Source organism: Mesorhizobium sp. M0659, from assembly GCF_040320605.1.
Taxonomy (GTDB): domain Bacteria; phylum Pseudomonadota; class Alphaproteobacteria; order Rhizobiales; family Rhizobiaceae; genus Mesorhizobium.
In genome coordinates this window covers 66,483-90,504 of sequence record NZ_JAMYPY010000007.1, presented here as the reverse complement: position 1 = coordinate 90,504, position 24,022 = coordinate 66,483, and the positions used below count along the sequence as shown (strand labels likewise).

The window sequence follows — 24,022 nt, the reverse complement described above, 5'->3', positions numbered from 1 at the left end:
GAGCCGATCCAGATGTTCGTATCAAGACGCTGCGAGCGTCGAGACGTCGAGCTTGAGGCCCGGGCCCATCGTCGAGGTGACCGACACCTTCTTGACGTAGTTGCCCTTGGCGCCAGCCGGCTTTGCCTTGGTCACGGCATCGGCGAAGGCGCGGACGTTTTCTTCCAGCGCCTTGACGTCGAACGAGACCTTGCCGACGCCGGCATGAACGATGCCGGCCTTCTCGACGCGGAACTCGACAGCGCCGCCCTTCGATGCCTTGACGGCGGCGGCGACGTCGGTGGTGACGGTGCCGACCTTCGGGTTCGGCATCATGCCGCGCGGGCCCAGCACCTTGCCCAGACGGCCTACCAGCGGCATCATGTCCGGCGTGGCGATGCAGCGATCGAAGTCGATCGTGCCCTTCTGGACGATGTCGACCAGATCCTCGGCACCGACAATGTCGGCGCCGGCGGCGCGAGCCTCATCGGCCTTGCCGCCACGTGCGAACACGGCGACGCGGACAGAGCGGCCGGTGCCGTTCGGCAGGTTGACCACGCCGCGGACCATCTGGTCGGCATGGCGCGGGTCGACGCCGAGGTTCATCGCAACTTCGATGGTCTCGTCGAACTTCACCGTCGAACGGTCCTTGAGCAGCTTCAGCGCCTCACCAAGGGCATAAGCCTTGTTGGGGTCGATGCCGTCACGGGACTTCGATACACGCTTTGCAATCTTTGCCATGATCTCAGCCCACCACTTCCAGACCCATCGAGCGGGCGGAGCCCTCGACCATGCGCATGGCCGCCTCGACGTCGTTTGCGTTCAGATCCTTCATCTTCTGTTCGGCGATGGCGCGCACCTTGTCGCGACCGATCGTGCCGGCCTTGATCTTGCCCGGCTCTTTCGAACCTGACGTCAAGTTCGCCGCCTTTTTCAGGAAGTAGCTCACCGGCGGCGTCTTCATGACGAAGGTGAAGGACTTGTCCTGGTAATAGGTGATGACGACCGGGATCGGCGATCCCTTTTCCATTTCCTGGGTCTGCGCGTTGAACGCCTTGCAGAATTCCATGATGTTGATGCCGCGCTGACCAAGTGCCGGGCCGATCGGCGGAGACGGCGTAGCCGATCCCGCTTTGACCTGGAGCTTGAGCTGGCCTGCAATTTTCTTAGCCATCTCTTTCCTGCCTTTATCTCATGCCGGCCCCAGTATCGGGAACACCGGCGGTTGCAGTCTGGTGGTGCGGTCCGCGCGGCCGGCTAAAGCCGCATTCGCCTCCCACCCGTTCATGGCCGCGCGCTTTCCGCGCCGCCTCCCCTTGCCGGCGAACCGGCGCAGGGTTTTCGGATCAGCCCTTTTCGACCTGTCCGAATTCCAGATCGACCGGCACGGCGCGCCCGAAGATCGATACTTCCACCTTGAGCCGCGCCCGCTCCTCGTCCACTTCCTGGACGAAACCGTTGAACGAGGCGAACGGGCCATCCGAAACGCGGATCGCCTCGCCGATCTCGAAAGTGACCGAGGGCTTCGGCCGCTCGACGCCTTCCTGAACCTGGTTCAGGATGCGCTGCGCCTCGGCTTCGGTGATCGGCACCGGCTTGGAGTCACCGAGGAAACCGGTGACCTTCGGCGTGTTCTTGACCAGCGAGAACACCGCATCGGTCAGATTGGCCTTGAGCAACACATAGCCCGGAAAGAACTTGCGCTCGGCATCGACCTTGCGGCCGCGGCGGATCTCGACGACCTTCTCGGTCGGCACCACGATCTGTTCGATATCGGCGGACAGGCCCTTCTGCTTGGCCTTGTTCTCAATGTCCTCGGCGACCTTCTTTTCGAAGTTCGAATAGGCGTGGACGATGTACCAGCGCGCGGTCATTTCAAGACTTCTCCGTAATCGCCGGACTTAATGGCCGAGGCTCAGTAACCGCTCGATCGCGTAGCCCATGGCCACGTCGGCGGTGAAGAAAAAGATCATCGCGATGACCGCGAATACGAGCACCATCACCGTCGAGATCATCGTCTCCCGGCGCGACGGCCAAGTCACCTTGGCAGTTTCCGCGCGAACCTGCTGGAGAAAGACGAAAGGATTTGTGGTTTTCGAAGCCATATGCCGCTCTGTCTTCAAGACCCGTTGGCCGGGTCTCCTGGATGATCCCGCTGGCCGGGACGTGCCGCCTGGGTTCAAGTCGGCGCCGAATCAGCGCTATTTCGCCCATGCAAATCGGACGCGTAAAGCCGGCTTCCCAGCTCCACGCGTCGCGTGTCTGTTGTGTCTACATAAAACCGATTCTTGATCCACGCAAGTGGCAAGTGTCCGCTTTATGATCAAACGCCGCCTCGGAACCATCCAGTCGTCCCGTCCCGGCTATCGGGGCCTTATGCCTCAGTTCGCCCAATATGGCAAGCCACCTGCCGTTTTTCAATGCCAGACCCCATTCCGGAGGATGCATCCGGAAGATCAGGCACGTGATTACAAGTTCGAGGAAATGGCGTTGAGGTCGAACCTGCGACCTGCTGTGTTGGAAAGCAAATGAAGCACCCAAGGTTGGAATCCAGCTGCCCCTGGCGAGGCAGCTGGATCAACCCAGGGTTAGTTCAGGCACAGGCGAGTTCGACCCCGGCCACTGCGCCGATTCCGCGTGGTGGGCGTGGGCGCGGCGCGATCACTGCCGGGCACGGGGGCGGGTCGTCGTCATCGTCGGGGCCGAAAGAACGGCCACGACGCCGCCAAGCCTTGAGAGCGCTGCGGCGCGAGGAGGGTCGCCAAGGCAGCACTCGGCCTGAAGTCTCTTTCCCCAGCGTGGGTTTCTCATCGAGAGCCTTCAACGCCCTCAGAATCTGGTCGACAGGGATTACCGTGCCGTTGTCCAGGCGGCGCAAGGCAGGCTGGTTTTCCACCGCGCAGGCATCGGACGCCCACGAGGAAAGCAGTGCCCGCTTTTCTCCACGGCTGAGGCGTGGATGGTTGATGACGTCGTCTGGATTGTCGAGCAGGCACAAAGAAGTTTCAATTTTGCCCGAGCGTGCCGCAGAAAGTGTCGGTGTCTCGTAGAAGTTGTCCATCTCCATTCTCCGCAATCTGGGCCTCCCGGCCGAAGCCGGGAGGCGGACCGCAGGGATAACTGAATCGATACGATCAGGCCGCTTTGCGGGTGCGTTCCGTATCCTGGGCGATCTGCTTGCCGCCCACCTGGGCGTCGCCCACGCCGATGCTGATGCGGCGCGGCTTCAGCTCTTCGGGAATCTCGCGGACAATGTCGATCGAGAGGAGGCCATTCTCCAGTTTGGCTGCCTTGATCTTCATGTGGTCGGCAAGCTTGAACGTCTGCCTGAAACTGCGGTAGGCAATGCCCTGGTGCAGCAGCTGGCGTCCGCTCTGATCATCAGCTTTCTGGCCTACCACGACCAGTTCGGGTCCATGCTGGGTCAGCTCAACCTCATCCTGGCTGAAGCCTGCGATGGCCATCGAGATACGGTAATCGTTCTCGTCGACCTTCTCGATGTTATAGGGCGGCCAGTCCGGACGCGTACCGCTGTCGGGCATGTCGAAAAGCCGGTCGAAACCGACGGTGGTCCGATAGAGAGTATCAAAGGTTCTCATAGCCACATCCTCCTTGAAGCAACATGGGTACAAGGGCGCCGCCCAGCAGCGCCGCCTTTTGCCAAGCCAATCGGCCTCGGCGGGAAACGAATTAGGAAGGGCCGAAAACCGGTTCAAGAGCCCTGTTCAGAAAATTTCAGAAGCCAGGCCAGCATCCCGCTTCCAATAATTCGCAGCCGCTGAAAAGCAGCCGGCGGCAGCAAAATAGGCCTATTCTGAATTGTGAACGCAAATGGCAATTGGCTCGCCAATGGCAGTTGAATCAAGGAATCGGTTCGTGGAAATACGCCGACTTCGGCATTGCGCATCAGCGCTCTCGCTCTGCGCATGCCTTCGGAACGTCGCTCGTCGAGTACGCGGCTTCAGCCCAACCAAACGAGGAGCCAAAACAAGGCGTTTCTAAAATGCCGGATTCCAACGAGGAAAATGGCACGGGCAGCAGGGCTCGAACCTACGACCTGCGGTTTTGGAGACCGCCGCTCTACCAACTGAGCTATGCCCGTACGCGCGTTTCAGCGCAGGCGCTTCCTAAAAGCTTCCGGGCGCGCTGTAAAGAGTGTCTGACGCGCTTTCAGATCCTTTGCCAAAATCCGAATAGGTGATGACCAGCCCGTCCCTGCCGATCTCGATTTTTCGCCTGCCTGAAGCCGCATGCCGGCGCTCAATCCCCGGCCGGCGGCTTGTACGGCCCGCCCGGTACGCCCCAGCCCCAGGCCGGCATCGGTTCGGTCTGCGGGTCGCAGGTCTCGCCGAGGGTGGAATTCATCTTGGCAAGCCGTGACCCCCATTCGACATAGCCCATGAAGGCGGAACGGAATTCGGGATCGTCCGGCAGCCCGACCGCATCGGCGGCATCGGCAAGCAGGCTGATCCAGCGGCGGCGCTGTTCCTCCGTCAGATGCTTGCCCAAGTGATGCATGACCATCTCGCGATGGCCGCCATGCTGTTCGCTGTAGGTCTTGGGTCCGCCAAAAACCTCGCCGATGAAGGCCGCGACATGCGCGGGATGATCCGGCGACATGTGTTTGAACACCGGGCCGACCACCGGGTCGCGCGACACCTTGTCGTAAAAGGTTTCCGTCAGCCGGTTGAGGGCTTCGATGCCGCCGGCCCATTCGTAGAGTGTCGGGATATCCTGGCTCATTCTTGATCCTCCGCCAAGCCCGGCGCCTGCACGACGATAGCGGAAATAGCGCCCTGCTCAACCTGCCTCGATGGCGAGTGTGAACCCGCCGCGCTACAATTTGGCCGGCGCTTCGGCGTGATGTCGCTGGCCGGCGTCGCCTTCGTCGGCTCCAGCACGCCCCGTCCGACCCCTTTCACTTCCATGGCGATAGGCACGATCAGCCATTGGACGACGGCACCACGCGGCAATTCTCAGGTTTCGGCGCCGATCTGCAGATGCTGGACCCCGTCAGCGCATCCACCGACTGGCGCCCGGTCGTCAGGCCGACCTTCATCATCATGTCGGGTTCGAGCTGACGCTCGACCGAACTGCCCTGGAGCGCCCGGAACAAAGCGGGGCTGATCGCCATCTCGTCGAGGTAGGATTTGACCGCCTGCTTCTGCCCCATCAGATAGAGGCTGAGCCGCGCCTGGGAACCGACAAGCCGCCTGGCGCCACCGGCCAGCATGAGCGCGCAGGCCGAATCGCAGTCGCCGTCGCCATCGACGCTCAGCCCGGCATAGGCGCCGTCCTTGGCCAGGCAATTCCACTCTGCCGGGTCGCAGCCGACGAAATCGGTGCGGGCAACGGCAACGTCGAGCTTCTTTTCATGGATGATCCGGCCCGCCGCCAGGGCGCCGGAGAGGTCGCCGCCTCGCGAGCTGATCACCACCGGCAGCCGCCGGTTGCCAAGCGTGGCGAGCAATTGGCTGAGTTTCTGCGGCGTCTGGGACGTAATCGCGCCTTGCGCTGCAATCCATTCCGGGCAGTCGGGATTGCAGAGCGGGTTGCTGCCGCGAACCACGACAAAGCGCATGCCGTCATCGTGCGGCGCGCTCTCCGGCTTCACCGGCAGCGGCGCAGCCTTTGCCACGTCCGGCAGGCCGCCGGCTGGCTTGTTCGCCGGTATTTCCCGGCAATTCGGAGCCGGAAGGTTCAGCCTGCACAGGCTTGCGCTGGTCAGCAAATCTGCAGCGTCGTCGCTGGTGACCAGCTTCATTGTCAGCATGTCGCTGAGGTCGATCTGCTGGATGTCGCTGGCCGGCGTGCTCTTCATCGTCTCGATGATGCTGAGGTCGACACCCATCTCCTTGAAATAGGCGGACAGCTTGCGCTCCACCCCCTTGCTCATCTCGTAGGTCTTGTAGCTGCCGGTGTTCTTGCGGCTGACGACCTTCTTGCTGATGACCCGCTTCTTGCCTTTCACGATCCGGTAGCGGACCTGATATTGCACGTTCATCTGCACGATCGTGGTGGTGATCTGGTGGACGCCGAGATAGGCCAGCGGCCCGACCAGGCGCCTGGTGCCGCCGGCCAGCATCATTGGACAAGCGGACGCGCAATAGCTGCCGAGCACATAGGGGCTGCCGATATAGTGCGCGCCTCTGGCGTCGTTCTCCTTGCAGTTTTTCATCCCCGGCTCGCAGCCGACGAACCACGTCCTGCCGACCGCGATGTCGAGCTTGTTCTTGCGTATCATCCGGCCCATGGCGATGGCCGCATCGACATCGCCGCCCGGAGAGTTGATGACGATCGGCAATTTGCGGCCGCCGAGCGTTTTCAGGGCAGCCTTGAGCAGCGCCGGCGACTTGGCCGATATCGCACCCTCGGCCGATATCCATTCCGGACAGGTCGGCTCACAGCCCGCCGCGTCGCTGCGCACGACGACGAACCGCATCGGCGGATCCGGATCCGGCTCTGAATTTTTTGTCTCGGCCGCGAAGGCGGCGCTGCCCATGGCAAACATCGACGCCAGGCAGATCAGCCCCAGTGCCCACCATGACCGACTATGCAAACGGTGCTGTGGAACCATCCGACCAAGCCCTCAATGCAATCTATACTGTAGAGGCTCACAGACTTGCAACAGAGATTGGGACCCCAAAACAGGCACATCTGGCCAACGAAAAAGGGCGGCCCGAGGGCCGCCCCTATCCGTTTCGATCCGGCGATGCCGGGCTCGATTACTCTTTGATGGTGACGACGATGCCGGCACCGACGGTGCGGCCGCCTTCACGGATGGCGAAGCGCAGCTTCTCTTCCATGGCGATCGGCACGATCAGCTCGACATCGACCGTGATGTTGTCGCCGGGCATAACCATCTCCGTGCCTTCCGGCAGCGACACGATGCCGGTCACGTCGGTCGTGCGGAAGTAGAACTGCGGACGGTAGTTGGTGAAGAACGGCGTGTGACGGCCACCTTCGTCCTTGGTCAGGATGTAGGCTTCGGCCACGAACTTCTTGTGCGGCTTCACCGTACCGGGCTTGGCCAGAACCTGGCCGCGCTCGACGCCTTCACGATCAACGCCACGCAGCAGCGCGCCGATGTTGTCGCCGGCCTGGCCCTGATCGAGCAGCTTGCGGAACATCTCGACGCCCGTGCAGGTCGTCTTGGTCGTCGGACGGATGCCGATGATTTCCAGTTCCTCGCCGACCTTGACGATGCCGCGCTCGACGCGGCCGGTCACGACCGTGCCACGGCCCGAGATCGAGAACACGTCTTCGATCGGCATCAGGAACGGCTTGTCCAGCGGACGAACCGGCGTCGGGATATAGGCATCGACCGCAGCCATCAGCTCGCGGATCGCATCTTCGCCGATGGTCTTGTTGGAATCTTCGAGTGCTGCCAGCGCCGAACCCTTGACGATCGGAATGTCGTCGCCGGGGAACTCGTTCTTCGACAGAAGCTCGCGAACCTCGAGCTCGACCAGTTCGAGCAGCTCGGCGTCGTCGACCTGGTCGACCTTGTTCAGGAACACCACGATCGACGGCACGCCGACCTGACGGGCAAGCAGGATGTGCTCGCGGGTCTGCGGCATCGGGCCGTCGGCGGCCGACACGACCAGGATCGCGCCGTCCATCTGCGCAGCACCCGTGATCATGTTCTTCACATAGTCGGCGTGGCCGGGGCAGTCGACATGGGCGTAGTGGCGCGCAGTCGTCTCGTATTCGACGTGCGCCGTCGAAATCGTGATGCCGCGGGCCTTCTCTTCGGGCGCCGCATCGATCTGGTCGTAGCGCTTGTACTCGCCAAAATACTTCGTGATCGCCGCCGTCAGCGACGTCTTGCCATGATCGACGTGGCCAATCGTGCCAATGTTCACATGAGGCTTGTTACGCTCGAATTTACCTTTTGCCATAGTCTCTTTCCTTGGACGGCCTTGACCTTCAGTTCAGTCGAATGCGGGGCGATTAGCGACTACGGCCGAAAAACACAAGTGCCTTGTGGCCGGGTGCGCTGTCCACTCGGTCTCAACCGATGATCCGATTGCGGGGATGTGGCGCTGATATAGGAACGCGCGAGCGGAAATGAAATGGGGGGCTGCGGGCTCCAGCACCTGTTTGCTATTCCCGCCCATGTCCTGTCCCGCCCATGTCCTGGCCTTTGCCTGCCGGATGTGCAGCCGGCGCCTGGCCCATTGCCGCTACGGCGGCGGTCTGATTTGGTTGCCCCATGCAATTCATACCGACCTCCATACGCGGCCCGCTGTTCATGATCGTTTCGACGGGGTCGTACCTCGTCAACGACACGATGATGAAACTCGCGACCGCGGGCTTGCCGTCCTATGAAGTGCTGTTCCTGCGCGGGGTCGCGGCCACGCTATGGGGCATGCCGCTGCTGTTCCTGCTGGGCTATGGCAGGCAGATCCCTTTGATCTTCGACAAACGCGTGCTGCGCCGCAACCTGCTCGAGCTCGCGGCCATCCTCTGTTACGTCGTGGCGCTGGCCAACATGCAGATCGCCGATTCGACCGCGCTCGGGCAGATCACCCCACTTTTGATGCTGGTCGGCTCCTCCATCCTGTTTCGCGAACGGATCGGCGGCGTGCGCATGGCGCTGATCGGGCTCGGCTTCATCGGTGCGCTTATGGTGGCCCAGCCGACCATGCAGGGCATCTCGGTCTATGCGTTGCTGGCGCTCGGCAACGCGGCATTGGCAGCGGCGCGCGATCTTGCCGGCAGGCGGGTCGCGGCCGAGGTGCCGGGCATGATCGTCGCCATTTCCGCCGTCGTGGTGGTGCTCATCGGCGCGGGCACCGCGCATCTCGTTTCCGAGCGCTGGGTGATGCCGGAAGCCCGGCACCTGCTGCTCATGGCCGGCGCCGGATTCTTCCTGATCTTCGGCCATTTCTTCATCTTCATGGCCTATCGCGTCGGTCCGACCGGCGTGGTGGCGCCGTTCTACTACTGCTTTACCGTCTGGGCGGTCATCTCAGGCGTGCTGGTATTCGGGCAGTTCCCGAATGCTCTGGCGGTCTGCGGCATCCTGCTGGTGGTCGCGAGCGGGCTGACCATCGTCTCGCTTGATGAACGCAAACGCAGGCTGACCGTCGTCGCCTGACCTTCAAGTCAACGCGTCGAAGCAGGTTTGGCCGTCCTGCGGTCGGCCAGTCGGCAGACTGGCGCCTAAAGCGTTCGCTTGCCGGAGAACTGGTGATAGGCCCACAGCACGACCACCGCGCCGATGATGGCGACGATCAGGCTCCAGATGTTGAGGCCGGTCACACCCGTGGCGCCAAAGGCGCTGAAGATCAGCCCTCCGACGATGGCGCCGACAATGCCGAGCACGATATCCATGATCAGGCCCTGGCCGGTCTTGTTGACGATCTTGCTGCCGATAAAGCCGGCGATGACGCCGAGGATGATCCAGCTGATAATGCCCATTTTTCCTCTCCATTCCCCGCCCGCCGATCATGGTCACATGATTGTCAAAAGCTCAAGCCAACTTGAAATTCCGCCCGCATGGTCCATTGTAGCCGACGGGACGGGCTTGGTCGTTATGGAGGATTGACCTATGGGACTCTTTGACAACGCCGTACCCGGCGGCAACATCACCAAACCGCTGATGATCGCGCTCGGCGCGCTGCTGGTGGGAAAGATGCTGAGCGGCAGAAGCGCCGAACAGACGAGTGCCGGAGAGACGGGCGAGCCCGCCCCACCTCAAACGCCAGCCCCCACCGGCACCACCGCCTCCGGCGACGGCGGCCTGCTTGGCGGACTGGGCGGACTGCTCGACAAGCTCAAGACTGCCGGCCAAGGCAATGTCGCTGACTCCTGGGTCGGCACCGGACAGAACCAGCCGATCAACGCCAATGATCTCGGCAAGGCGATCGGCCCGCAGGTTATTCGAGAGATCGCGCAAAGGACCGGACTGGACGAGCAGGAGTTGCTCAAGCAATTGTCCACAGCCCTGCCAGGCATTGTCGACAGACTGACGCCGAACGGACAGGTGCCGCAACAGCATCAGGTTGCTTCGGCGTTTAACAACTAGGGTACACCGCCTGCTTCTGCATCGGACCGAAACGCGCCCGACGCCGCTCTGCGGTTGTCGGGCGTCGCCTTCACCACAGCCATGAACCGGTCGGCGGTCGCTGCATCGACCGGCGTGTAGACGGAAACCGGAAAATCACCCACGGCAACGTCTTGGACGTATTCGCTCAGATTTGATGGGGGAAGTTGGAGCGGGTAGCGGGAATCGAACCCGCATATTCAGCTTGGAAGGCTGCTGCTCTACCACTGAGCTATACCCGCATCGTCCTCAAGGTTCGCGGGCTGGCAGTGGTGGAGAGGGTTGGATTCGAACCAACGTAAGCTAAGCTAACGGATTTACAGTCCGTCCCCTTTAACCACTCGGGCACCTCTCCAGCCTGCCGTCGAAGCCTTGCAACGAGGCATTCTCGCCGACCAGGTCGAAACCAGGGTTTTGTCCGAAATCAGCGAAGCGCCTTATGGCGGCAAGCCCAGTGGGTGTCAACCGCACCGCAAGGCAAAATGCGCTGAATTTGACAGCCTGCCCGGCAAGCCGGCTTTCTGCCTGTATCCACAGCCCGGCGACGCGGCTATAGAAGCCGGCCATGAGCAATGACAACACGCCCAAGACCGCCAAAGACACCCATTACGCCAAGCTGCGCCGCGCCCACCGCGACGAGAAGGCCGGCGGCGCGCCCGCCTTCCGGCCGCGCCAGCCGGTGCCGCCGGGCGAGAACGCCGCCGACGGGCTGGTGCGGCTTTATGGCCTGCACACGGTGCGCGCCGCGCTCGACAATCCGCGCCGGCGGATCAGAAAGATGTTGGTGACGCGCAATGCCGCCGAGCGGCTGGCGATCGCCGACCTCGCCGCTTTGCCGTTCAAGGCCGAACTGGTCGAGCCGAAGGACATCGACAAGATCACCGGTTCGGACGCCGTCCACCAGGGCGTGCTGATCGAGGCCGAGCCGCTGAAGCCCAAGCGCCTTGACGCGCTCGGCGATACCAAACTGGTGCTGGTGCTCGACCAGGTCACCGACCCGCACAATGTCGGCGCCATCCTGCGCTCGGCGGTCGCCTTCGGCGCCGGTGCGCTGATCACCACGGCCCGCCACAGCCCGCAGGAATCCGGCGTGCTGGCCAAATCCGCCTCCGGCGCGCTGGAACATATCGACCAGATCGAGGTGAAGAACCTCGCCGACGCGCTGGAACAGCTGCACGAAGCCGGCTTCCAGACCATCGGCCTCGATTCGGACGGGCCGGCCGAACTCGAAACGGGTTTTTCAGGCGAGAAGATCGCGCTGGTGCTTGGCGCCGAAGGCAAGGGCCTGCGCCAGAAGACGCGCGAGACGGTGACCACGCTCGCCCGCCTTGACATGCCCGGCGCCATCCGCTCGCTCAACGTGTCGAATGCGGCGGCGGTGAGCCTTTATGCGGCACGGAAATTCCTTGGAGGGTGAATGGTGAAATAGTGAATGGGAAAGCGTTCTTACCGTCACCATTCACTATTCATCATTCACTATTCACCCACTTCATGCCCCGCCATCCGCTCCAGCGCCCGCACCAGCGCGGAATGATCCTCTTTCGCCCCGCCATTCGCCGAGCATGAGTTGAACAGCTGCTGCGTCGTCGACGTATTGGGCAGCGAGACACCGAGTGCCTTGGCGCCTTCCAGCGCCAGGTTGAGATCCTTCTGGTGCAGTTCGATGCGGAAGCCCGGCGCGAAGGTGCGCTTTATCATGCGCTCGCCATGCACCTCGAGGATGCGCGATGCCGCCAGCCCGCCCATCAGCGCCTGCCGGACCTTGGCGGGGTCGGCGCCGGCTTTTGAGGCAAAGACCAGCGCCTCGGCGACCGCCTCGATGGTCAGGGCCACGACGATCTGGTTGGCAACCTTGGTGGTCTGGCCGACGCCGTTCGGGCCGACAAGCGTGATGTTCTTGCCCATCTTTTCGAACACGGGCTTGGCGCGCTCGAACGCCTTGTCCTCGCCGCCGACCATGATGGTCAGCGACGCCGCCTTTGCGCCGACCTCGCCGCCCGACACCGGCGCGTCAAGATAGTCGCAGCCGAGATCGTTGATTTTCTTGGCGAAAACCTTGGTCTCGATCGGCGAGATCGAGCTCATGTCGATGACCAGCTTGCCCTTGCTCAGGCCGGAAGCGACACCGTTCTCGCCGAACAGCACCTCGGCTACCTGCGGGGTGTCGGGAACCATGGTGATGATGATATCCGCGGCCTTCGCCACTGCCGCGTGGCCGGTGATGCTTCTCAAGCCCTTGGCGACGAGATCGGCCGGCGGCTTCGAGCGGTGGTCGCTGGCAATGATGGCGTAGCCGGCATCCAGGAGATGCCCCGCCATTGGCGCGCCCATGATGCCAAGGCCGATGAAGCCGATGGTTTCCATTGTTGTTCTCCAAATGACTGTGTGAAACGCCCCCTCATCCGGCCGCTACGCGGCCACCTTCTCCCCGTTGGGGAGAAGAGGCTGGCGCTAACCTCGGCGATCTCTTCTCCCCTCGGGGAGAAGGTGGCCCGAAGGGCCGGATGAGGGGGCTGCGACGCCTAAGCCGCAGCACTCCCCTGCCCGTTAAGCTCTCTGAACCACCCCAACCCGGCCTCCGTCCCCGCCTTCGGCTTGTATTCCGCCCCGACCCAGCCGGAATAACCAATCCGGTCGATATGCTCGTAGAGGAAGGGATAATTGATCTCGCCCGTCCCCGGCTCGTGACGGCCGGGATTGTCCGCAAGCTGGATATGCGCGATGCGGCCGAGGTTGGCCTCGATGGTACGGGCGAGATCCCCCTCCATGATCTGCATGTGATAGATGTCGTATTGCAGGAACAGGTTCTTCGAGCCGACGCGCTCGATCAGCGCCAGCGCCTGGTTCGAATAGTTCAGGAAGAAGCCCGGGATGTCGCGCGTATTGATCGGCTCGATCAAAAGCCGGATGCCGGCCTGTTCCAGTTTCTCGGCGGCAAAAGCCAGGTTCTCGGCAAAGGTGTTTTCCAGCACCGAACGATCCACGCCCTGCGGCGCGATGCCAGCGAGGCAATTGACCTGCTCGCAGCCGAGCGCGTGGGCATAGCTGATCGCCTTGGCGATGCCTTGCCGGAATTCCGGCACGCGGTCGGGTAGCACCGCGATGCCGCGCTCGCCCTTGCCCCAGTCGCCGACCGGCAGGTTGAACAGCACCTGGCTCAGGCCGTTCTTCTTCAGCCGCGCCGCAACGATCTCGGGCGCATGATCATAGGGGCCGATATATTCGACGCCCTTGAAGCCGGCGCCGGCGGCGGCATCGAAGCGGTCGAGAAAATCGTGCTCGCCAAAGAGCATCGACAGATTGGCTGAAAAACGCGGCATTCTTTTTCTCCTTCTTCTGCTTGGCCCTAGGCGTGTTGAGATTCAGGGTCAGGCAGAGTCGAAAACGGTGACTTTCGAGAACCGGAGCGGAACGTACTTTCTGTACGTGAGCACCGGAAGCGCAGGAAGGCGCCGTTTGCAGGCCTGTCTCACCTGAATATCGGCGCGCCTAATCGAGCAACACAATCGCCGTCGGCGCATCCTCCTGGCTTTCGGCAAGGTCCTCGAATTCGGTGATCTTGTCGATTTCCGTGCCCATGGAAATGTTGGTGACGCGCTCGAGGATGAATTCGAGCACCACCGGCACCTGGTATTCCTTCATCAGCCGCTGCGCTTCCTTGAACGCGCCGGCGAACTCTTCCGGTTTGCGCACCCGGACCGCCTTGCAACCCATCGCTTCTGCGACCGCGACATGGTCGACGCCGTAGCCGGCCTCCGGATCGTTGGCGCGGTTGACGTTCTCGAAGGCCAGGCTCACCTCGAAATCCATCGCAAAACCGCGCTGCGCCTGGCGGATCAGGCCGAGATAGGCATTGTTCACGACGACATGGATATACGGCAGTTTGTGCTGTGCGCCGGCCGCCAGTTCCTCGATCATGAACTGGAAGTCGTAGTCGCCCGACAGCGCCACGATGGTGCGATCCGGATCGGCGGCGCGCACGCCAAGCGCTGCCGGCAGCGTCCAGCCGAGCGGGCCGGCCTGGCCGCAATTGATCCAGTTGCGCGGCTTGTAGACATGCAGGAACTGCGCCCCGGCGATCTGCGAGAGGCCGATCGTGGTGACATAGGTGGTGTCACGGCCGAACGCCTTGTTCATCTCCTCATAGACGCGCTGCGGCTTCAGCGGCACCTGCTCGAAATGCGTCTTGCGCTTCATCGTCTTCTTGCGGGTCTGGCATTCCTTCGCCCAGCCCGACCAGTCGCGCAGCTTTCCTGCCGTCTTCCATTCGGTGGCGACGTCGAGCAGCATCTTTAGTGCCGCACCGGCGTCCGAGACGACGCCGAGATCCGGCGCGAACACCCGGCCGATCTGGGTCGGTTCGATGTCGACATGGATGAATTTCTTGCCCTTGGTGTAGACATCGACCGAACCGGTGTGGCGGTTGGCCCAGCGATTGCCGATGCCAAAGACGAAATCGGCTTCCAACATCGTCGCATTGCCGTAGCGATGCGAGGTCTGCAGCCCGCACATGCCGGCCATCAGCCGGTGGTCGTCGGGGATCGCGCCCCAGCCCATTAGCGTCGGGATGACCGGCACGCCCGTTATCTCGGCGAATTCGATCAACAGATCCGACGCATCGGCGTTGATGATGCCGCCGCCGGCGACGATCAGCGGCTTTTCCGCGGCATTGAGCATCGCCAAGGCCTTTTCGGCCTGGGCGCGCGACATTGCCGGCTTGAACGGGACCAGCGGTTCATAGGCATCGATATCGAATTCGATCTCGGCCAATTGCACGTCGACCGGCAGGTCGATGAGCACCGGGCCCGGTCGCGACGAGCGCATCAGGTGAAATGCCTTCTGCAGCGCCATCGGCACGAGATAGGGCTCCATGACCGTGACCGCCCATTTGGCGACGGGTGCGGCTATGGCGGCGATATCGACCGCCTGGAAATCCTCCTTGTTGAGCCGTGCCCGCGGCGCCTGACCAGTGATGCACAGGATCGGGATGGAGTCCGCCGCCGCCGAATAGAGCCCGGTGACCATGTCGGTGCCGGCCGGGCCCGACGTGCCGATGCACAGCCCGATATTGCCTGATTTGGCTCTCGTGTAGCCCTCGGCCATATGCGAGGCCGCCTCGACATGGCGCGCCAGGATGTGGCGGATCGAGCCCCTCGCCTTCAGCGCCGAATAGAACGGATTGATCGCCGCGCCCGGCACGCCGAAGCCGCAGGAAACGCCTTCCTTTTCGAGAACGAGAACCGCTGCATCGACAGCGCGCATCCTGGCCATGTCCAGCCTCCTCAAGATTGTTGGTTGGTTGACAATGCCAGTGTCGTTTTCATTTTTCAATTTTTTCAGAATAATTTTTCATTTCGAGAAAACCGCTTCTATACACTGATTCCCCTGGCTTTTTCGTTTTCCATAAATCCGGCCATCAAAATCGATGAAAAAGTTTTTCATTGCGATTTCGGCGAAACCGGCGACAATGCCGCCATGGAAACGAGCGAAAAACGCCAGCGCGGCCGGCCGCGCGCTTTCAACGGTCCGTCCGAGGCCGGTTCTGTACAGTCGCTGGACCGGGCCTTGCGCATCCTGGCCATCGTCGCTGAAGGCAGTGGCCTGTCGCTGAGCGAGATTTCGGCGCGTAGCGAGCTCGCGGCGTCCACCGCCTACCGCATGCTGACGACGCTGCAGAACCACGGCATGGTCGAGTTCGATACATCGGACCAGCTGTGGTCGATCGGCGTCGAGACCTACCGCATGGGTGCCGCCTTCCTGCGCCGCCGCAAGCTTGTCGACCGGGCCCGCGTGGTCATGCAGGAATTGATGGAGAAGACCGGTGAAACCGCCAATCTCGGCGTCGCCGAGGACGATTGCGTCGTTTTCGTCAGCCAGGTCGAGACCCATCAGGCGATCCGCGCCTTCTTCCGCCCGGGCACGCGCAGCTCCTTCCATGCCTCGGGCATCGGCAAGGCGGTGCTGGCGCAGCTCGAGCCGGAACGCGTCGCCGCCATCCTGCGCAAGTCGGGCCTGCAGCGCTTCACCGACAAGACGCTGTCCGACATTTCGGCGCTGGCCCATGACCTGGCTGTCATCAAGCACCGCGGCTGGTCGGTCGACGACGAGGAGCGGCATCCCGGCATGCGCTGCGTGGCCGCCGCCATTTTCAACGAGTTCGGCGAGCCGATCGGCGGTGTCTCGGTCTCCGGACCGACGGTGCGGGTGACGATGGAGCGGCTGGACGAGATCGGGCCGCTGGTGCGCGACGCCGCCGCTGAGGTGACGAGGATGATCGGCGGGTTCCGATTATAATGCGGAGAACGCTTCAGCTTTTGCTCGCCGCTTCACTGTGCGGATGCGTGGCGACGGCGCCCGAACCCGCCCCTGTCTCCCAGCAAATCAGCGAGATTCCGATCTCGCTCGCTTTGGAGGAGACAATCACGATCGGCATTCGCCAGCATTTACATGATCCTGTATCCTCCAAATTCGGGACGATGCGTGCCGGCGAGCGAACGCTCGACGGCCGCCGCGAAATCCTGGTCTGCGGCCATGTCGCTGCAAAGACGTCGTCCGGTGGTCATACAACAGACCAACCGTTCGCCGCCAAGATCTATCCGGATGAAGGAAGCAGCTTCGAACTCATCGCCACGGGCGATCAATCGCAGAATGCGAGTGTTGCCCGCATCTGCCGTGCAGCGGGATTGCCGATCTCCGAACCGTAGCCCGCACCGCGGCGCGCTCAAATCAGGAAGGAGGGGCTGCGTACAGCCCCTCCTTTCCGTGTGGGGGTGCCTCCTCCTAAAGGCGGCAATAGTGGCGGTAGCCGTCATAGCCGACATAGGTGTCGGAGTACGGATCGTAACTGGCGTAGCGGTTGGCGCAGCGGCGGACGTGCCAGGAGCCACCCTCGTCGTCGACATAGACGGTGCGGGGCTGCTGGTTGAGCAGGCTGCCGAGCACGAAGCCGCCGACGCCGGCGGCGATGCCGATGCCGATTTCGCGGTTGTGGTGATGGCTGTGGGCGGCCGACGGCTGGACGGTGCCGACCAGCGAGGTGGCGGCGACGGTGCTGGCGATGAGGGCAGAAGCGATTTTGCGCGTGAACATGACGATCTCCTTGTTTCGTTGCGAGAGGCGATCCATCCGCCTCTTGATCATCTGTCGTTTCGGCGCGGAAAAAGGTTCGAAAGAATTTGGGATTTTCTTGAAGGCCGGAAATCAGCCGATGGAAACCAAGATCTGATCGATCGAGCGCTCAACGCAAAAAAGGGCGGCCGAAGCCGCCCTTCCGCGAGGCAGGTCGTCTCGCTCAAAGGAAGATGATCACCTTGCCGTGGTGATGATGATGCTTGTGGTGATGGTGCTTGTGGTGATGGTTCCACCACCACCAGGGCTTGTCGTGGTGCTTGTGATGATGGTGGTGATGATGGCTGTGAGCGGAGGACGACTGCACGGTACCGGCGAGCGCGCCGGTGGCGACGAAGATGGCGACCAGGCCCGAAGTAAGACTGCGCTTCAACATGATGATCTCCTTGATCGAGGCGACCATTCGCCTCTGGAGATCAGTCGCGGTGACGTGGTGAAAGGTTCGAGGTTTTGAGCGAGTAGTGAGTAGTCAATGGTCCGAAAGGCGTTTGCCCATTCACCATTCACCCCATCCCAGTCACATGCCGCAGCCAAAACGCCATCGCGATAAAACCGACGATGGCGGCGATGCCGGTCCAGTCGACATTGGCGCTCTTCACGTCCCTGATGAGCTTTACCGCAAGCAGCCAGGCAATGACGACAAGCGGCAGGATGATGACAAGTCTGATCATGCGACACCCCGTTCGATGCGTTTGCACCTGAGAGATATGTAGGGATCGCATTGGCGGTTTTCAGCATGGCGGCCCGCCCACCTCGGCGGGGTCCATTAGCGATCGAAACGGAGTTTTGTCTTTACTGGCGCACGAAATATGCTAACCGGAGCGCCGTGCCCTTGTAGCTCAGCTGGTAGAGCAGCGGTTTTGTAAACCGAAGGTCGGCGGTTCGATTCCGTCCGGGGGCACCAGTTTCCACCCGACAATCCCCAGAAATCAAGGAACTCAAGGGTTTCAACGTTCCCAGAGGTACACCAAAAGGTACACCGAGGGGTACACCGAGGATGAAAATGGCACTGGAACACGTCCAGCCGCGCGGCAACAGGAAGGTCTATCGAAGGAAGGTGCCCAAGGCACTTCAAGGCATTCTCGGCAAGACTGAGATGGTGCTTCGCCTCGGAAGAACCGACGCCGAGGTGCGCAAGCAGTATGACGCCACCCACGCCGAGGCAGAGCAAATCTTCGCCAAAGCATGGGACGAATTGCATGGAGTGAGGGCGCCGGCTGCGAAGCTCACAGCGCGTGAACTGTTCGATCAAGCGACAAAGCGACTTCGGGACCTTGGCTTCAACCCATATCGCGCCGGCAGCGGCGATCCTGATGATCCTGATGAGGTGGCCGAATGGAATGCTCGCGAAGTCGTCGCTGAGGATATCGTCAAAGGTTATCCAAGGCACGAAGAGACCGACCACCCCATTGGCGTCTCTGACGAGGACCGGGCGCTGCTCACGCTACTGACCTCCTCAAATAAGCCCGTCGGTCCCTCGCCCACCCTAGAGGATGCCAAACGGCTCTACCTGAAGGTCCGGTTCACCAAGACCAATCCTTCGGAGAAATCGAAGAAGCGGGACGAGCAACAGGCCGACCGCGTCGTGGGACATGTCAAATCGGCCTTGGGTTATGATCCGGTATTGGCGGACATGAAGCGCGCCGATGCCAGAAAAGTCGCTGACGCCATGCTGAAGGAAATCCCGACTGCTGCGACCGTGGACCGATACCTCAATGTCGTGCGCGCCATCGTTGCCCATGGCATTCGCGAGTTCGACCTAACTGGCACAAGGAACCAATTTGAGAAGCTAGATGTTGCCGACAGCGGACGCGAACCCGACAAACGAAAGAGGCTCCCCTTCACCCCCGAGCAATTGGTGGCAACTCGGGAGCGCGTGCTTGACCGCGCCGCCCCTGACCTCCAACAGATTTGGCGGCTGCTTGAGGGCACGGGCTGCCGTCTATCCGAGATCACCGGGCTTCGTGTCAGCGACGTAATGCTCGATGCCCAGTACCCGCACATCGACGTCGAGTGGCATGATGAGCGCCGGGTCAAGACCGAAGTCTCTCGCCGAAAGGTCCCCCTCATTGGGGACGCCTTGGCAGCTGCCAAGCAGGCCGTCGAAACGGCAGATGAGAGCAAGATGCTATTCGCCCGTTACGGTCATGAGGGAGGCGGCGACAAAGCCTCGGCGGCGCTTGGAAAGCACGTCAGAGCCGCCGTAACGGACAGGAAGGTGACTACCCACTCATTGCGCCACTGCATGGAGGATTTGCTGGTCATTGCTTGGGTCCCTGAGAAGCTCAAGCGGTCCATCATGGGTCACTCGGGTGGCGGCTCTGCGGACAACTATGGGGGCGAAGAGGCGCGGCTTAAGGTGGCGACCGAGGCGATGCTGAAGGCCCTCGGCCCTGTGTCCCCCGATTAGTCGGCATCAGAAATCGGAGCGCGAGAAGACCGACTGCGGCAAAGCGCCTCATCGCCTTCTACGAAAGCCTTAGCCGATAGCCGAGTCGGGAAGCTGGACAACCCCAGCCTCCATCTTCTGCTCGGCAGCGGATGGTCCTTCCCGTAGTGCCGTAAGGAGCACGGCTATTGTACCGGAGAACATCGCTTTCGGTCCAAGGGCGCGGATGTCAGCCATTACGCCATCAAACTTCTCAACCATGGTTGCGACTTGTTCGTCGTCGAACGTCAGCACCCTATCAGAGTGCGCAAACATGTTCCGAAATTTGCGCAGCTTATGGAGTTCCGCCGCCAACTTAGGCTCAATGAGCGCTAACGCTTTGGCGACATAGATCCTGGCGCTGAACGTCGCGAGCCCCCCCGTACCGCTAAACAAAGTCTCCTTTGTATGCTTATCCAGCGATGGCATGCGGCTCTGGATAACCCTAGTCAACTCGTTGTCGACAATTTGCGTGTAAGCAAGGACGACGCCATGCGGACCTCGGCTCATCAGAGTTTCATTAGACTTCATAAATCCATCAAGCAACTCCCTCTTTTTGCCTTCAAGCACCTTTACATAAGACTCTGTCTCAAAGACCGCTCTTTTTAACCTCCTCATCAGACGCTGAGTTTCTCTATCCTTTTCTTCACTAGTTCCCTCAAACGAATCAAGGGCTTTCAACTCCAACGGAATCTTCTCCAACTCCGTCCGAACATTTCTTTTTTTCGACATCCCACGCCCCCAAGCCGATTACCCCAATGCTGCGATGACAATCTGACCAGCGTCGACATGTGCCTGTACCTCGGCGTGAATCTCCGCATGGAGGTCGACCTCTTTCCCCTCGGCAGTAATGGAAACCGCGAGGGAGTATCGGGCCTTATCTTTGCCCCGCTTCTGGCCGAGGTGCGATTTCCACCATCCACCAACTGGGAAGATTGCTATGTGATCATGGCTGGCGAGATCGACAGCATACCCGCGCCACAGATCGCAGTGAAGAGAACCAGCCTGAACGGACTTTGGCCCTAGGAGCCAACGACTAGGCTCGACAGGGGCTTTATCGGCTTCGACCGGCTTCTCATGAGCTTCATTATCCGCGTCCGTTTCCGGGGTGCTAAGGCGCTGTCGAAACTCTTCGTGCGTCTCAAGCCGCTTTTTCAATTCGAACCGAAGCCCGTAGGATCGATAGGTCTCCGGTCGAGTTGCAGCTCGCCCTGATAGGTTCGGCTCTACGAAGTAAGAAAGCGTGACCTTCATCACAACCACCGCGCTCTCAAGCGCTTGCAGCGCCTTGCGAGGCCACGGCAACTCATAGAAATGCATCTCGTTGAAGACTGCGCTGCCGCCTGCTCCTAGCGTGAACGGTTGAATCTCAGCCTGAGCGAGCAGAGTGACATCGTTCCTCGCCGAAGCGACGGCTCGTCCAAGATTTGGCACGCCGAACCCTACCTCGCGGAGAAGAAGTTGCACCGCGCCTTTGCTAATACCCTTCCAGTGGGAGCCCTTTCCGATGAGCCTTCGCCGTATCGGTGCTGGCCACTCAGCTGATTGGACCACCAAAGCGCGATACGTTTCGGGCCACAATCCGGGCACGGCGCCCTTGAGCTGCCCCACGAAATTGCCGGCCATCGCAGTTGCGGCACTGGTCGCCCAAAATGGCACCAAGGGCTCTTCGCCAACGTTAGAACCCGTGGAAAGTAGAGAAACTGCCGGATGCCAATCACAGTCATCTGCGGCGTTGACCATCATGTTCCCAGCTTCAAAGAGCACCTCAGGCTTGATCGGTGTAAGGTCGCCGGCGAGGCTCTGGGAGCCGGTGCTGAACGGACTTTTATCGTTCACCTCCGCAAGGGGCATCAGATTCTTCAGCCATTTGCCTTTCGCGGTGATTCCTCCAACCGTCAGCGCATTCCAACTCTGGGCTGGGTCCTCTATGGTATGATGCTGCTCGACTTGAAGCCGGGGGCCCCCGATTACGTTTCCGCCTGCCACCAATAGAAGACGCTTGGAACGGTCTTTGGCTGCAATTTCATCATTAGCTTCGCCTGGCATCGACCCAGCGCTGATTTGATCTAGCGCTCCGCTCCATGACGAAGGGGAGTCGGGGGGGAATTCATCAGTTGATGATGCGATGCAGAAGCTTCGCGCAACATTCGGGCGTTCGATTTCAGCTATGGCAATCGCGGATTGAGTTACGATTCCGTAGGCCGAGGGTCGATTAGCTGGAAAGCCCTTTGGCGGCAGAAATTTCACCGACTCGACATTGTGGCTCAAGACCACAGGTTCATTGTCGTTCATACGCCAAACTAGGTCCCCGTAGAGCACCATTCCGGCCATGGGTGTTCCGTGTCCCCCATGTGGGTGATGGTCATCCGCGCCCCACTGGTCGTCGATGGTCCACGCTCCAGCAATGCCGGGCGCGATCAGCGGATGTGCAGCAGCGACCCCTGTGTCAATGACGCAAACGGCGGGAGCATCGTTTGAGGGGCCTTGAATGCGGCCGACAAGCTCCTTGACCCAATCATGTTGCCCGAAACCATCGCCACTTAATTCTAGGAATGGCTCGATGCTCCCCTCGGCCTTGCGCACTTCCCAAACAGCGCCGGGAATGCGCGCAAGAAACGCCACCACAGTAGCGGGCGAACCGTGAACGAACACGACCTCGGAATCAGGGAACTTCAGCCTTTCATTGTGAACCGCAAGGTCGGCATTTTGAGCAGCAACGATTACATCAATGGTGCGAGGGCCGGGCTTCGCTGTTGACTGCTCCCTTACCCACAGTTCCCACCAGCCCGCCTCCTTCGCTTGGAAATCGACTTGGCCGCCAAAGAGCGTTCGCGCATCTGCAGCTCGTACAACTTCGATCGGCTCGAACTTCGGGACATCAGGGCGTTTCTTGTTGCCCAAATTCTCCGCGCCATAGTTCTCGATGCGACCGAGAAGGAAGTTGCGCGCGTTGTCCGGAACAAAAAGGACAGCCCTTTCGGTCCTGTCATCCTGTCGTGTGGAGCGAAGTACCACAATGTCTTGAGCTGGGTAATCAAGCGCGGGTGTTTTGGATGGCCCCCTGAGTTCGCTGGCGGGAACCATCGTGTCGAGTTCGACAATCGTGCCTCGCCCCTGCCCGACGATGGACAATCGTGTATCCTCGCCGGGAGTAGGAATAGCACCAAGCGCGGCAGTGAGGTGTCCAATTAAAACCTGCGCGTGAGCGTGGTAATCCTCACGGCGCGGTTCACGGTTTTGCGGCTTGTTGGGAAACTCATACTGCGCTTGCACTCGGAATGGATCAATTCGTAAGTGCTGCAACTCGTGAGCGGAAAAATTCTCACCCTCTCCTGCCATTCAAACTGCCCCCCAGGAACCGCTAGCGATGTGCGTTTAGTCGCCCCCTAAATGCAATACGGTCATCAAGTGCGGCACGAAGGGCTGACACTGAAAGAGTTGCGACCCCTCCCAAGATCGCATCCTTAACAACGGTGTCAGCAGCACGGACCAATTCGCCTTGGCTTAGTCCCTCAGTTGCGCCCGCTACTTCTGTCCAACCTTTGGCTGTCATCTTGAGGCGTCCAAGTCGGCGAGTCAGAATTGCTCGCGCCGCTTGTCTGTCGGGCACGTCATACTCAACGATTTCGTCGAACCGCCTTGCAAGCGCCTTGTCCAAGATTTCTGGGTGATTGGTTGCCGCCACAACAAGGCTGTCTGTCGCATTCGGCTCTTCCATGAAGGTTAGGACCGAATTGAGCACCCGCCGCACTTCGCCCACGTCATTGGTGTCTCCTCGACTGGAGCCCATAGCGTCAAATTCATCGAGCAGATAAACCGCCCGGGTCTTCGCAACTTGGTCGAAGAGGAGCCGAAGCTTGCCCGCCGTTTCGCCGAAGAAGCGGCTGAAGAGTGAGTCGAGCCGTACCATGAAGAGCGGGAGGCGCAGTTCGCCAGCAAGGGCGGAAGCCGTCATCGTCTTGCCAGTGCCGGGAGGGCCAACAAGTAAGAGATGGGTTGCAGGCACCTGTCCATGGTTGCGCAACAGACCGCGTTCCGATTGCTGTCTCACGACCCGATCAAGCCGAGCTCGCACGCCGTCGGCCAGTACCATGCTATCGAGACCAGCCTTCGGATAAGAGCTTTGAACAAGATCCTGGAGTTCCCCCCGAGGGCGCGCAAGGGGGATCACAGATTGCCCCTTAGGCGGAGTAGTTCCCCGCTCACGCATCCGTTGGACCAGTCTCTTCAACTTCTCCGCATCGGCTGAGTTGCCGCCCCGCGCTTCTTGGGCAGCCACCTGAAGCGCAATAGACATGAATTGATCTTCATCGCCAGCCACATGTGAGCTGAGAAGTGCAATGAATTGCTTTGTCGACATCAGCGCACCTCCGCAATCGATGTTCAAGGAAGAATGGCGGCACTCAGTGCATGTTCTGAGTCCCGAAGCTATA

Annotated in this window: 27 protein-coding genes and 4 tRNA genes; 7 read left to right on the top strand and 24 right to left on the bottom strand. The window is 61.0% G+C overall.

From position 1 onward, the window contains the following. Positions 1-21: 21 nt before the first annotated feature. The 11 genes from rplA to tuf all read right to left on the bottom strand — a co-directional run bounded on the left by rplA (position 22) and on the right by tuf (position 7,880). On the bottom strand, positions 22-720 hold the full coding sequence (gene rplA / locus NKI31_RS13585; RefSeq protein WP_023667438.1) for a 50S ribosomal protein L1: 699 nt from the start codon (positions 718-720) through the stop codon (positions 22-24). A gap of 4 nt (positions 721-724) precedes the next feature. Further along, complete coding sequence (gene rplK, locus NKI31_RS13580; protein ID WP_006333334.1) at positions 725-1,153, bottom strand: 50S ribosomal protein L11; 429 nt, start codon at positions 1,151-1,153, stop codon at positions 725-727. A gap of 172 nt (positions 1,154-1,325) precedes the next feature. Then, the gene (nusG, locus tag NKI31_RS13575; protein ID WP_006333333.1) at positions 1,326-1,853 is read right to left on the bottom strand and encodes a transcription termination/antitermination protein NusG; all 528 of its coding nucleotides are present in this window, start codon (positions 1,851-1,853) and stop codon (positions 1,326-1,328) included. A gap of 27 nt (positions 1,854-1,880) precedes the next feature. Beyond that, positions 1,881-2,084, bottom strand: a complete 204-nt coding sequence (gene secE, locus NKI31_RS13570) for a preprotein translocase subunit SecE (protein WP_023667439.1) — start codon at positions 2,082-2,084, stop codon at positions 1,881-1,883. A gap of 488 nt (positions 2,085-2,572) precedes the next feature. After that, a complete protein-coding gene (locus NKI31_RS13565; RefSeq protein WP_156933861.1) occupies positions 2,573-3,040 on the bottom strand; it encodes a hypothetical protein in 468 nt (155 codons plus the stop codon). 73 nt (positions 3,041-3,113) lie between these two features. Then, the gene (locus NKI31_RS13560) at positions 3,114-3,578 is read right to left on the bottom strand and encodes an Hsp20 family protein (RefSeq protein WP_352651837.1); all 465 of its coding nucleotides are present in this window, start codon (positions 3,576-3,578) and stop codon (positions 3,114-3,116) included. Between the two features lie 113 nt (positions 3,579-3,691). Then, positions 3,692-3,886 carry a hypothetical protein gene (locus NKI31_RS13555; RefSeq protein ID WP_352651836.1) on the bottom strand — a complete coding sequence of 65 codons (195 nt, stop codon included), beginning with the start codon at positions 3,884-3,886 and terminating at the stop codon, positions 3,692-3,694. A 119-nt stretch (positions 3,887-4,005) separates the two neighbouring features. Further along, a tRNA-Trp gene (locus NKI31_RS13550) sits at positions 4,006-4,081 on the bottom strand. A 158-nt stretch (positions 4,082-4,239) separates the two neighbouring features. Next, positions 4,240-4,722: a group II truncated hemoglobin gene (locus NKI31_RS13545; protein ID WP_023667442.1), complete on the bottom strand. Its 483-nt coding sequence runs from the start codon at positions 4,720-4,722 to the stop codon at positions 4,240-4,242. Between the two features lie 199 nt (positions 4,723-4,921). Then, positions 4,922-6,556: a COG3904 family protein gene (locus NKI31_RS13540; RefSeq protein ID WP_352651835.1), complete on the bottom strand. Its 1,635-nt coding sequence runs from the start codon at positions 6,554-6,556 to the stop codon at positions 4,922-4,924. Positions 6,557-6,704: 148 nt separating this feature from the next. Then, positions 6,705-7,880 (bottom strand): elongation factor Tu, encoded by a 1,176-nt coding sequence (gene tuf, locus NKI31_RS13535; protein ID WP_352608132.1) that lies wholly within the window; start codon positions 7,878-7,880, stop codon positions 6,705-6,707. A gap of 314 nt (positions 7,881-8,194) precedes the next feature. Here tuf and NKI31_RS13530 point away from each other — a divergent pair, with 314 nt between their 5' ends. Further along, positions 8,195-9,082 carry a DMT family transporter gene (locus NKI31_RS13530; RefSeq protein ID WP_352651834.1) on the top strand — a complete coding sequence of 296 codons (888 nt, stop codon included), beginning with the start codon at positions 8,195-8,197 and terminating at the stop codon, positions 9,080-9,082. Positions 9,083-9,147: 65 nt separating this feature from the next. On the opposite strand, the gene NKI31_RS13525 is transcribed toward NKI31_RS13530, so the two are convergent. Further along, positions 9,148-9,405 (bottom strand): GlsB/YeaQ/YmgE family stress response membrane protein, encoded by a 258-nt coding sequence (locus tag NKI31_RS13525; protein ID WP_023688411.1) that lies wholly within the window; start codon positions 9,403-9,405, stop codon positions 9,148-9,150. 130 nt (positions 9,406-9,535) lie between these two features. Between NKI31_RS13525 and NKI31_RS13520 the strand changes: the two genes are divergently transcribed. After that, positions 9,536-10,012 carry a YidB family protein gene (locus NKI31_RS13520; protein WP_352651833.1) on the top strand — a complete coding sequence of 159 codons (477 nt, stop codon included), beginning with the start codon at positions 9,536-9,538 and terminating at the stop codon, positions 10,010-10,012. Here the strand turns inward: NKI31_RS13520 and NKI31_RS13515 are convergent. From NKI31_RS13515 to NKI31_RS13505, 3 genes are all read right to left on the bottom strand, one after another. Continuing rightward, complete coding sequence (locus NKI31_RS13515; RefSeq protein ID WP_023738906.1) at positions 10,009-10,155, bottom strand: hypothetical protein; 147 nt, start codon at positions 10,153-10,155, stop codon at positions 10,009-10,011. The two genes, NKI31_RS13520 and NKI31_RS13515, sit on opposite strands and share 4 nt — an antisense overlap. 43 nt (positions 10,156-10,198) lie before the next feature. Then, a tRNA-Gly gene (locus NKI31_RS13510) sits at positions 10,199-10,272 on the bottom strand. Positions 10,273-10,300: 28 nt separating this feature from the next. Beyond that, positions 10,301-10,385 (bottom strand) — tRNA-Tyr (locus NKI31_RS13505). Positions 10,386-10,595: 210 nt separating this feature from the next. On the opposite strand from NKI31_RS13505, the gene NKI31_RS13500 reads away from it, so the two are divergent. Continuing rightward, a complete protein-coding gene (locus NKI31_RS13500; protein ID WP_023729785.1) occupies positions 10,596-11,447 on the top strand; it encodes a TrmH family RNA methyltransferase in 852 nt (283 codons plus the stop codon). Positions 11,448-11,506: 59 nt separating this feature from the next. Here NKI31_RS13500 and NKI31_RS13495 read toward each other — a convergent pair whose 3' ends face one another. The 3 genes from NKI31_RS13495 to gcl all read right to left on the bottom strand — a co-directional run bounded on the left by NKI31_RS13495 (position 11,507) and on the right by gcl (position 15,301). Continuing rightward, positions 11,507-12,394 carry a 2-hydroxy-3-oxopropionate reductase gene (locus NKI31_RS13495; protein ID WP_352651832.1) on the bottom strand — a complete coding sequence of 296 codons (888 nt, stop codon included), beginning with the start codon at positions 12,392-12,394 and terminating at the stop codon, positions 11,507-11,509. 158 nt (positions 12,395-12,552) lie between these two features. Further along, the gene (otnI, locus tag NKI31_RS13490) at positions 12,553-13,350 is read right to left on the bottom strand and encodes a 2-oxo-tetronate isomerase (RefSeq protein ID WP_352651831.1); all 798 of its coding nucleotides are present in this window, start codon (positions 13,348-13,350) and stop codon (positions 12,553-12,555) included. A 169-nt stretch (positions 13,351-13,519) separates the two neighbouring features. Further along, positions 13,520-15,301, bottom strand: coding sequence for a glyoxylate carboligase (gene gcl / locus NKI31_RS13485; protein WP_352651830.1), 1,782 nt, complete (start codon positions 15,299-15,301; stop codon positions 13,520-13,522). Between the two features lie 204 nt (positions 15,302-15,505). Here gcl and bhcR point away from each other — a divergent pair, with 204 nt between their 5' ends. Together bhcR and NKI31_RS13475 are read left to right on the top strand one after the other, a co-directional pair. Continuing rightward, positions 15,506-16,324 carry an HTH-type transcriptional regulator BhcR gene (gene bhcR, locus NKI31_RS13480; protein WP_023681470.1) on the top strand — a complete coding sequence of 273 codons (819 nt, stop codon included), beginning with the start codon at positions 15,506-15,508 and terminating at the stop codon, positions 16,322-16,324. Further along, positions 16,324-16,734 carry a hypothetical protein gene (locus NKI31_RS13475; RefSeq protein WP_352651829.1) on the top strand — a complete coding sequence of 137 codons (411 nt, stop codon included), beginning with the start codon at positions 16,324-16,326 and terminating at the stop codon, positions 16,732-16,734. The genes bhcR and NKI31_RS13475 overlap by 1 nt, the downstream gene beginning before the upstream one ends. 76 nt (positions 16,735-16,810) lie before the next feature. Here NKI31_RS13475 and NKI31_RS13470 read toward each other — a convergent pair whose 3' ends face one another. The 3 genes from NKI31_RS13470 to NKI31_RS13460 all read right to left on the bottom strand — a co-directional run bounded on the left by NKI31_RS13470 (position 16,811) and on the right by NKI31_RS13460 (position 17,829). Next, positions 16,811-17,119 carry a BA14K family protein gene (locus NKI31_RS13470; protein ID WP_023667455.1) on the bottom strand — a complete coding sequence of 103 codons (309 nt, stop codon included), beginning with the start codon at positions 17,117-17,119 and terminating at the stop codon, positions 16,811-16,813. A gap of 202 nt (positions 17,120-17,321) precedes the next feature. Beyond that, positions 17,322-17,534, bottom strand: coding sequence for a hypothetical protein (locus NKI31_RS13465; protein WP_023741376.1), 213 nt, complete (start codon positions 17,532-17,534; stop codon positions 17,322-17,324). A 127-nt stretch (positions 17,535-17,661) separates the two neighbouring features. Beyond that, on the bottom strand, positions 17,662-17,829 hold the full coding sequence (locus NKI31_RS13460; protein ID WP_023695307.1) for a hypothetical protein: 168 nt from the start codon (positions 17,827-17,829) through the stop codon (positions 17,662-17,664). 157 nt (positions 17,830-17,986) lie between these two features. Here NKI31_RS13460 and NKI31_RS13455 point away from each other — a divergent pair. Both NKI31_RS13455 and NKI31_RS13450 read left to right on the top strand, forming a co-directional pair. After that, positions 17,987-18,062: transfer RNA gene (locus tag NKI31_RS13455), tRNA-Thr, on the top strand. Positions 18,063-18,161: 99 nt separating this feature from the next. After that, entirely contained in the window at positions 18,162-19,568 is a 1,407-nt protein-coding gene (locus NKI31_RS13450; RefSeq protein ID WP_352651828.1) for a tyrosine-type recombinase/integrase, read from the top strand. Between the two features lie 69 nt (positions 19,569-19,637). On the opposite strand, the gene NKI31_RS13445 is transcribed toward NKI31_RS13450, so the two are convergent. From NKI31_RS13445 to NKI31_RS13435, 3 genes are read right to left on the bottom strand one after another with little or no spacing between them, the layout of a single operon-like run. Beyond that, positions 19,638-20,318, bottom strand: a complete 681-nt coding sequence (locus NKI31_RS13445; protein ID WP_352651827.1) for a hypothetical protein — start codon at positions 20,316-20,318, stop codon at positions 19,638-19,640. A gap of 18 nt (positions 20,319-20,336) precedes the next feature. Beyond that, entirely contained in the window at positions 20,337-22,928 is a 2,592-nt protein-coding gene (locus NKI31_RS13440) for a S8 family peptidase (RefSeq protein WP_352651826.1), read from the bottom strand. Positions 22,929-22,950: 22 nt separating this feature from the next. Then, positions 22,951-23,949, bottom strand: a complete 999-nt coding sequence (locus NKI31_RS13435; RefSeq protein ID WP_352651825.1) for an AAA family ATPase — start codon at positions 23,947-23,949, stop codon at positions 22,951-22,953. Positions 23,950-24,022 lie beyond the last annotated feature (73 nt).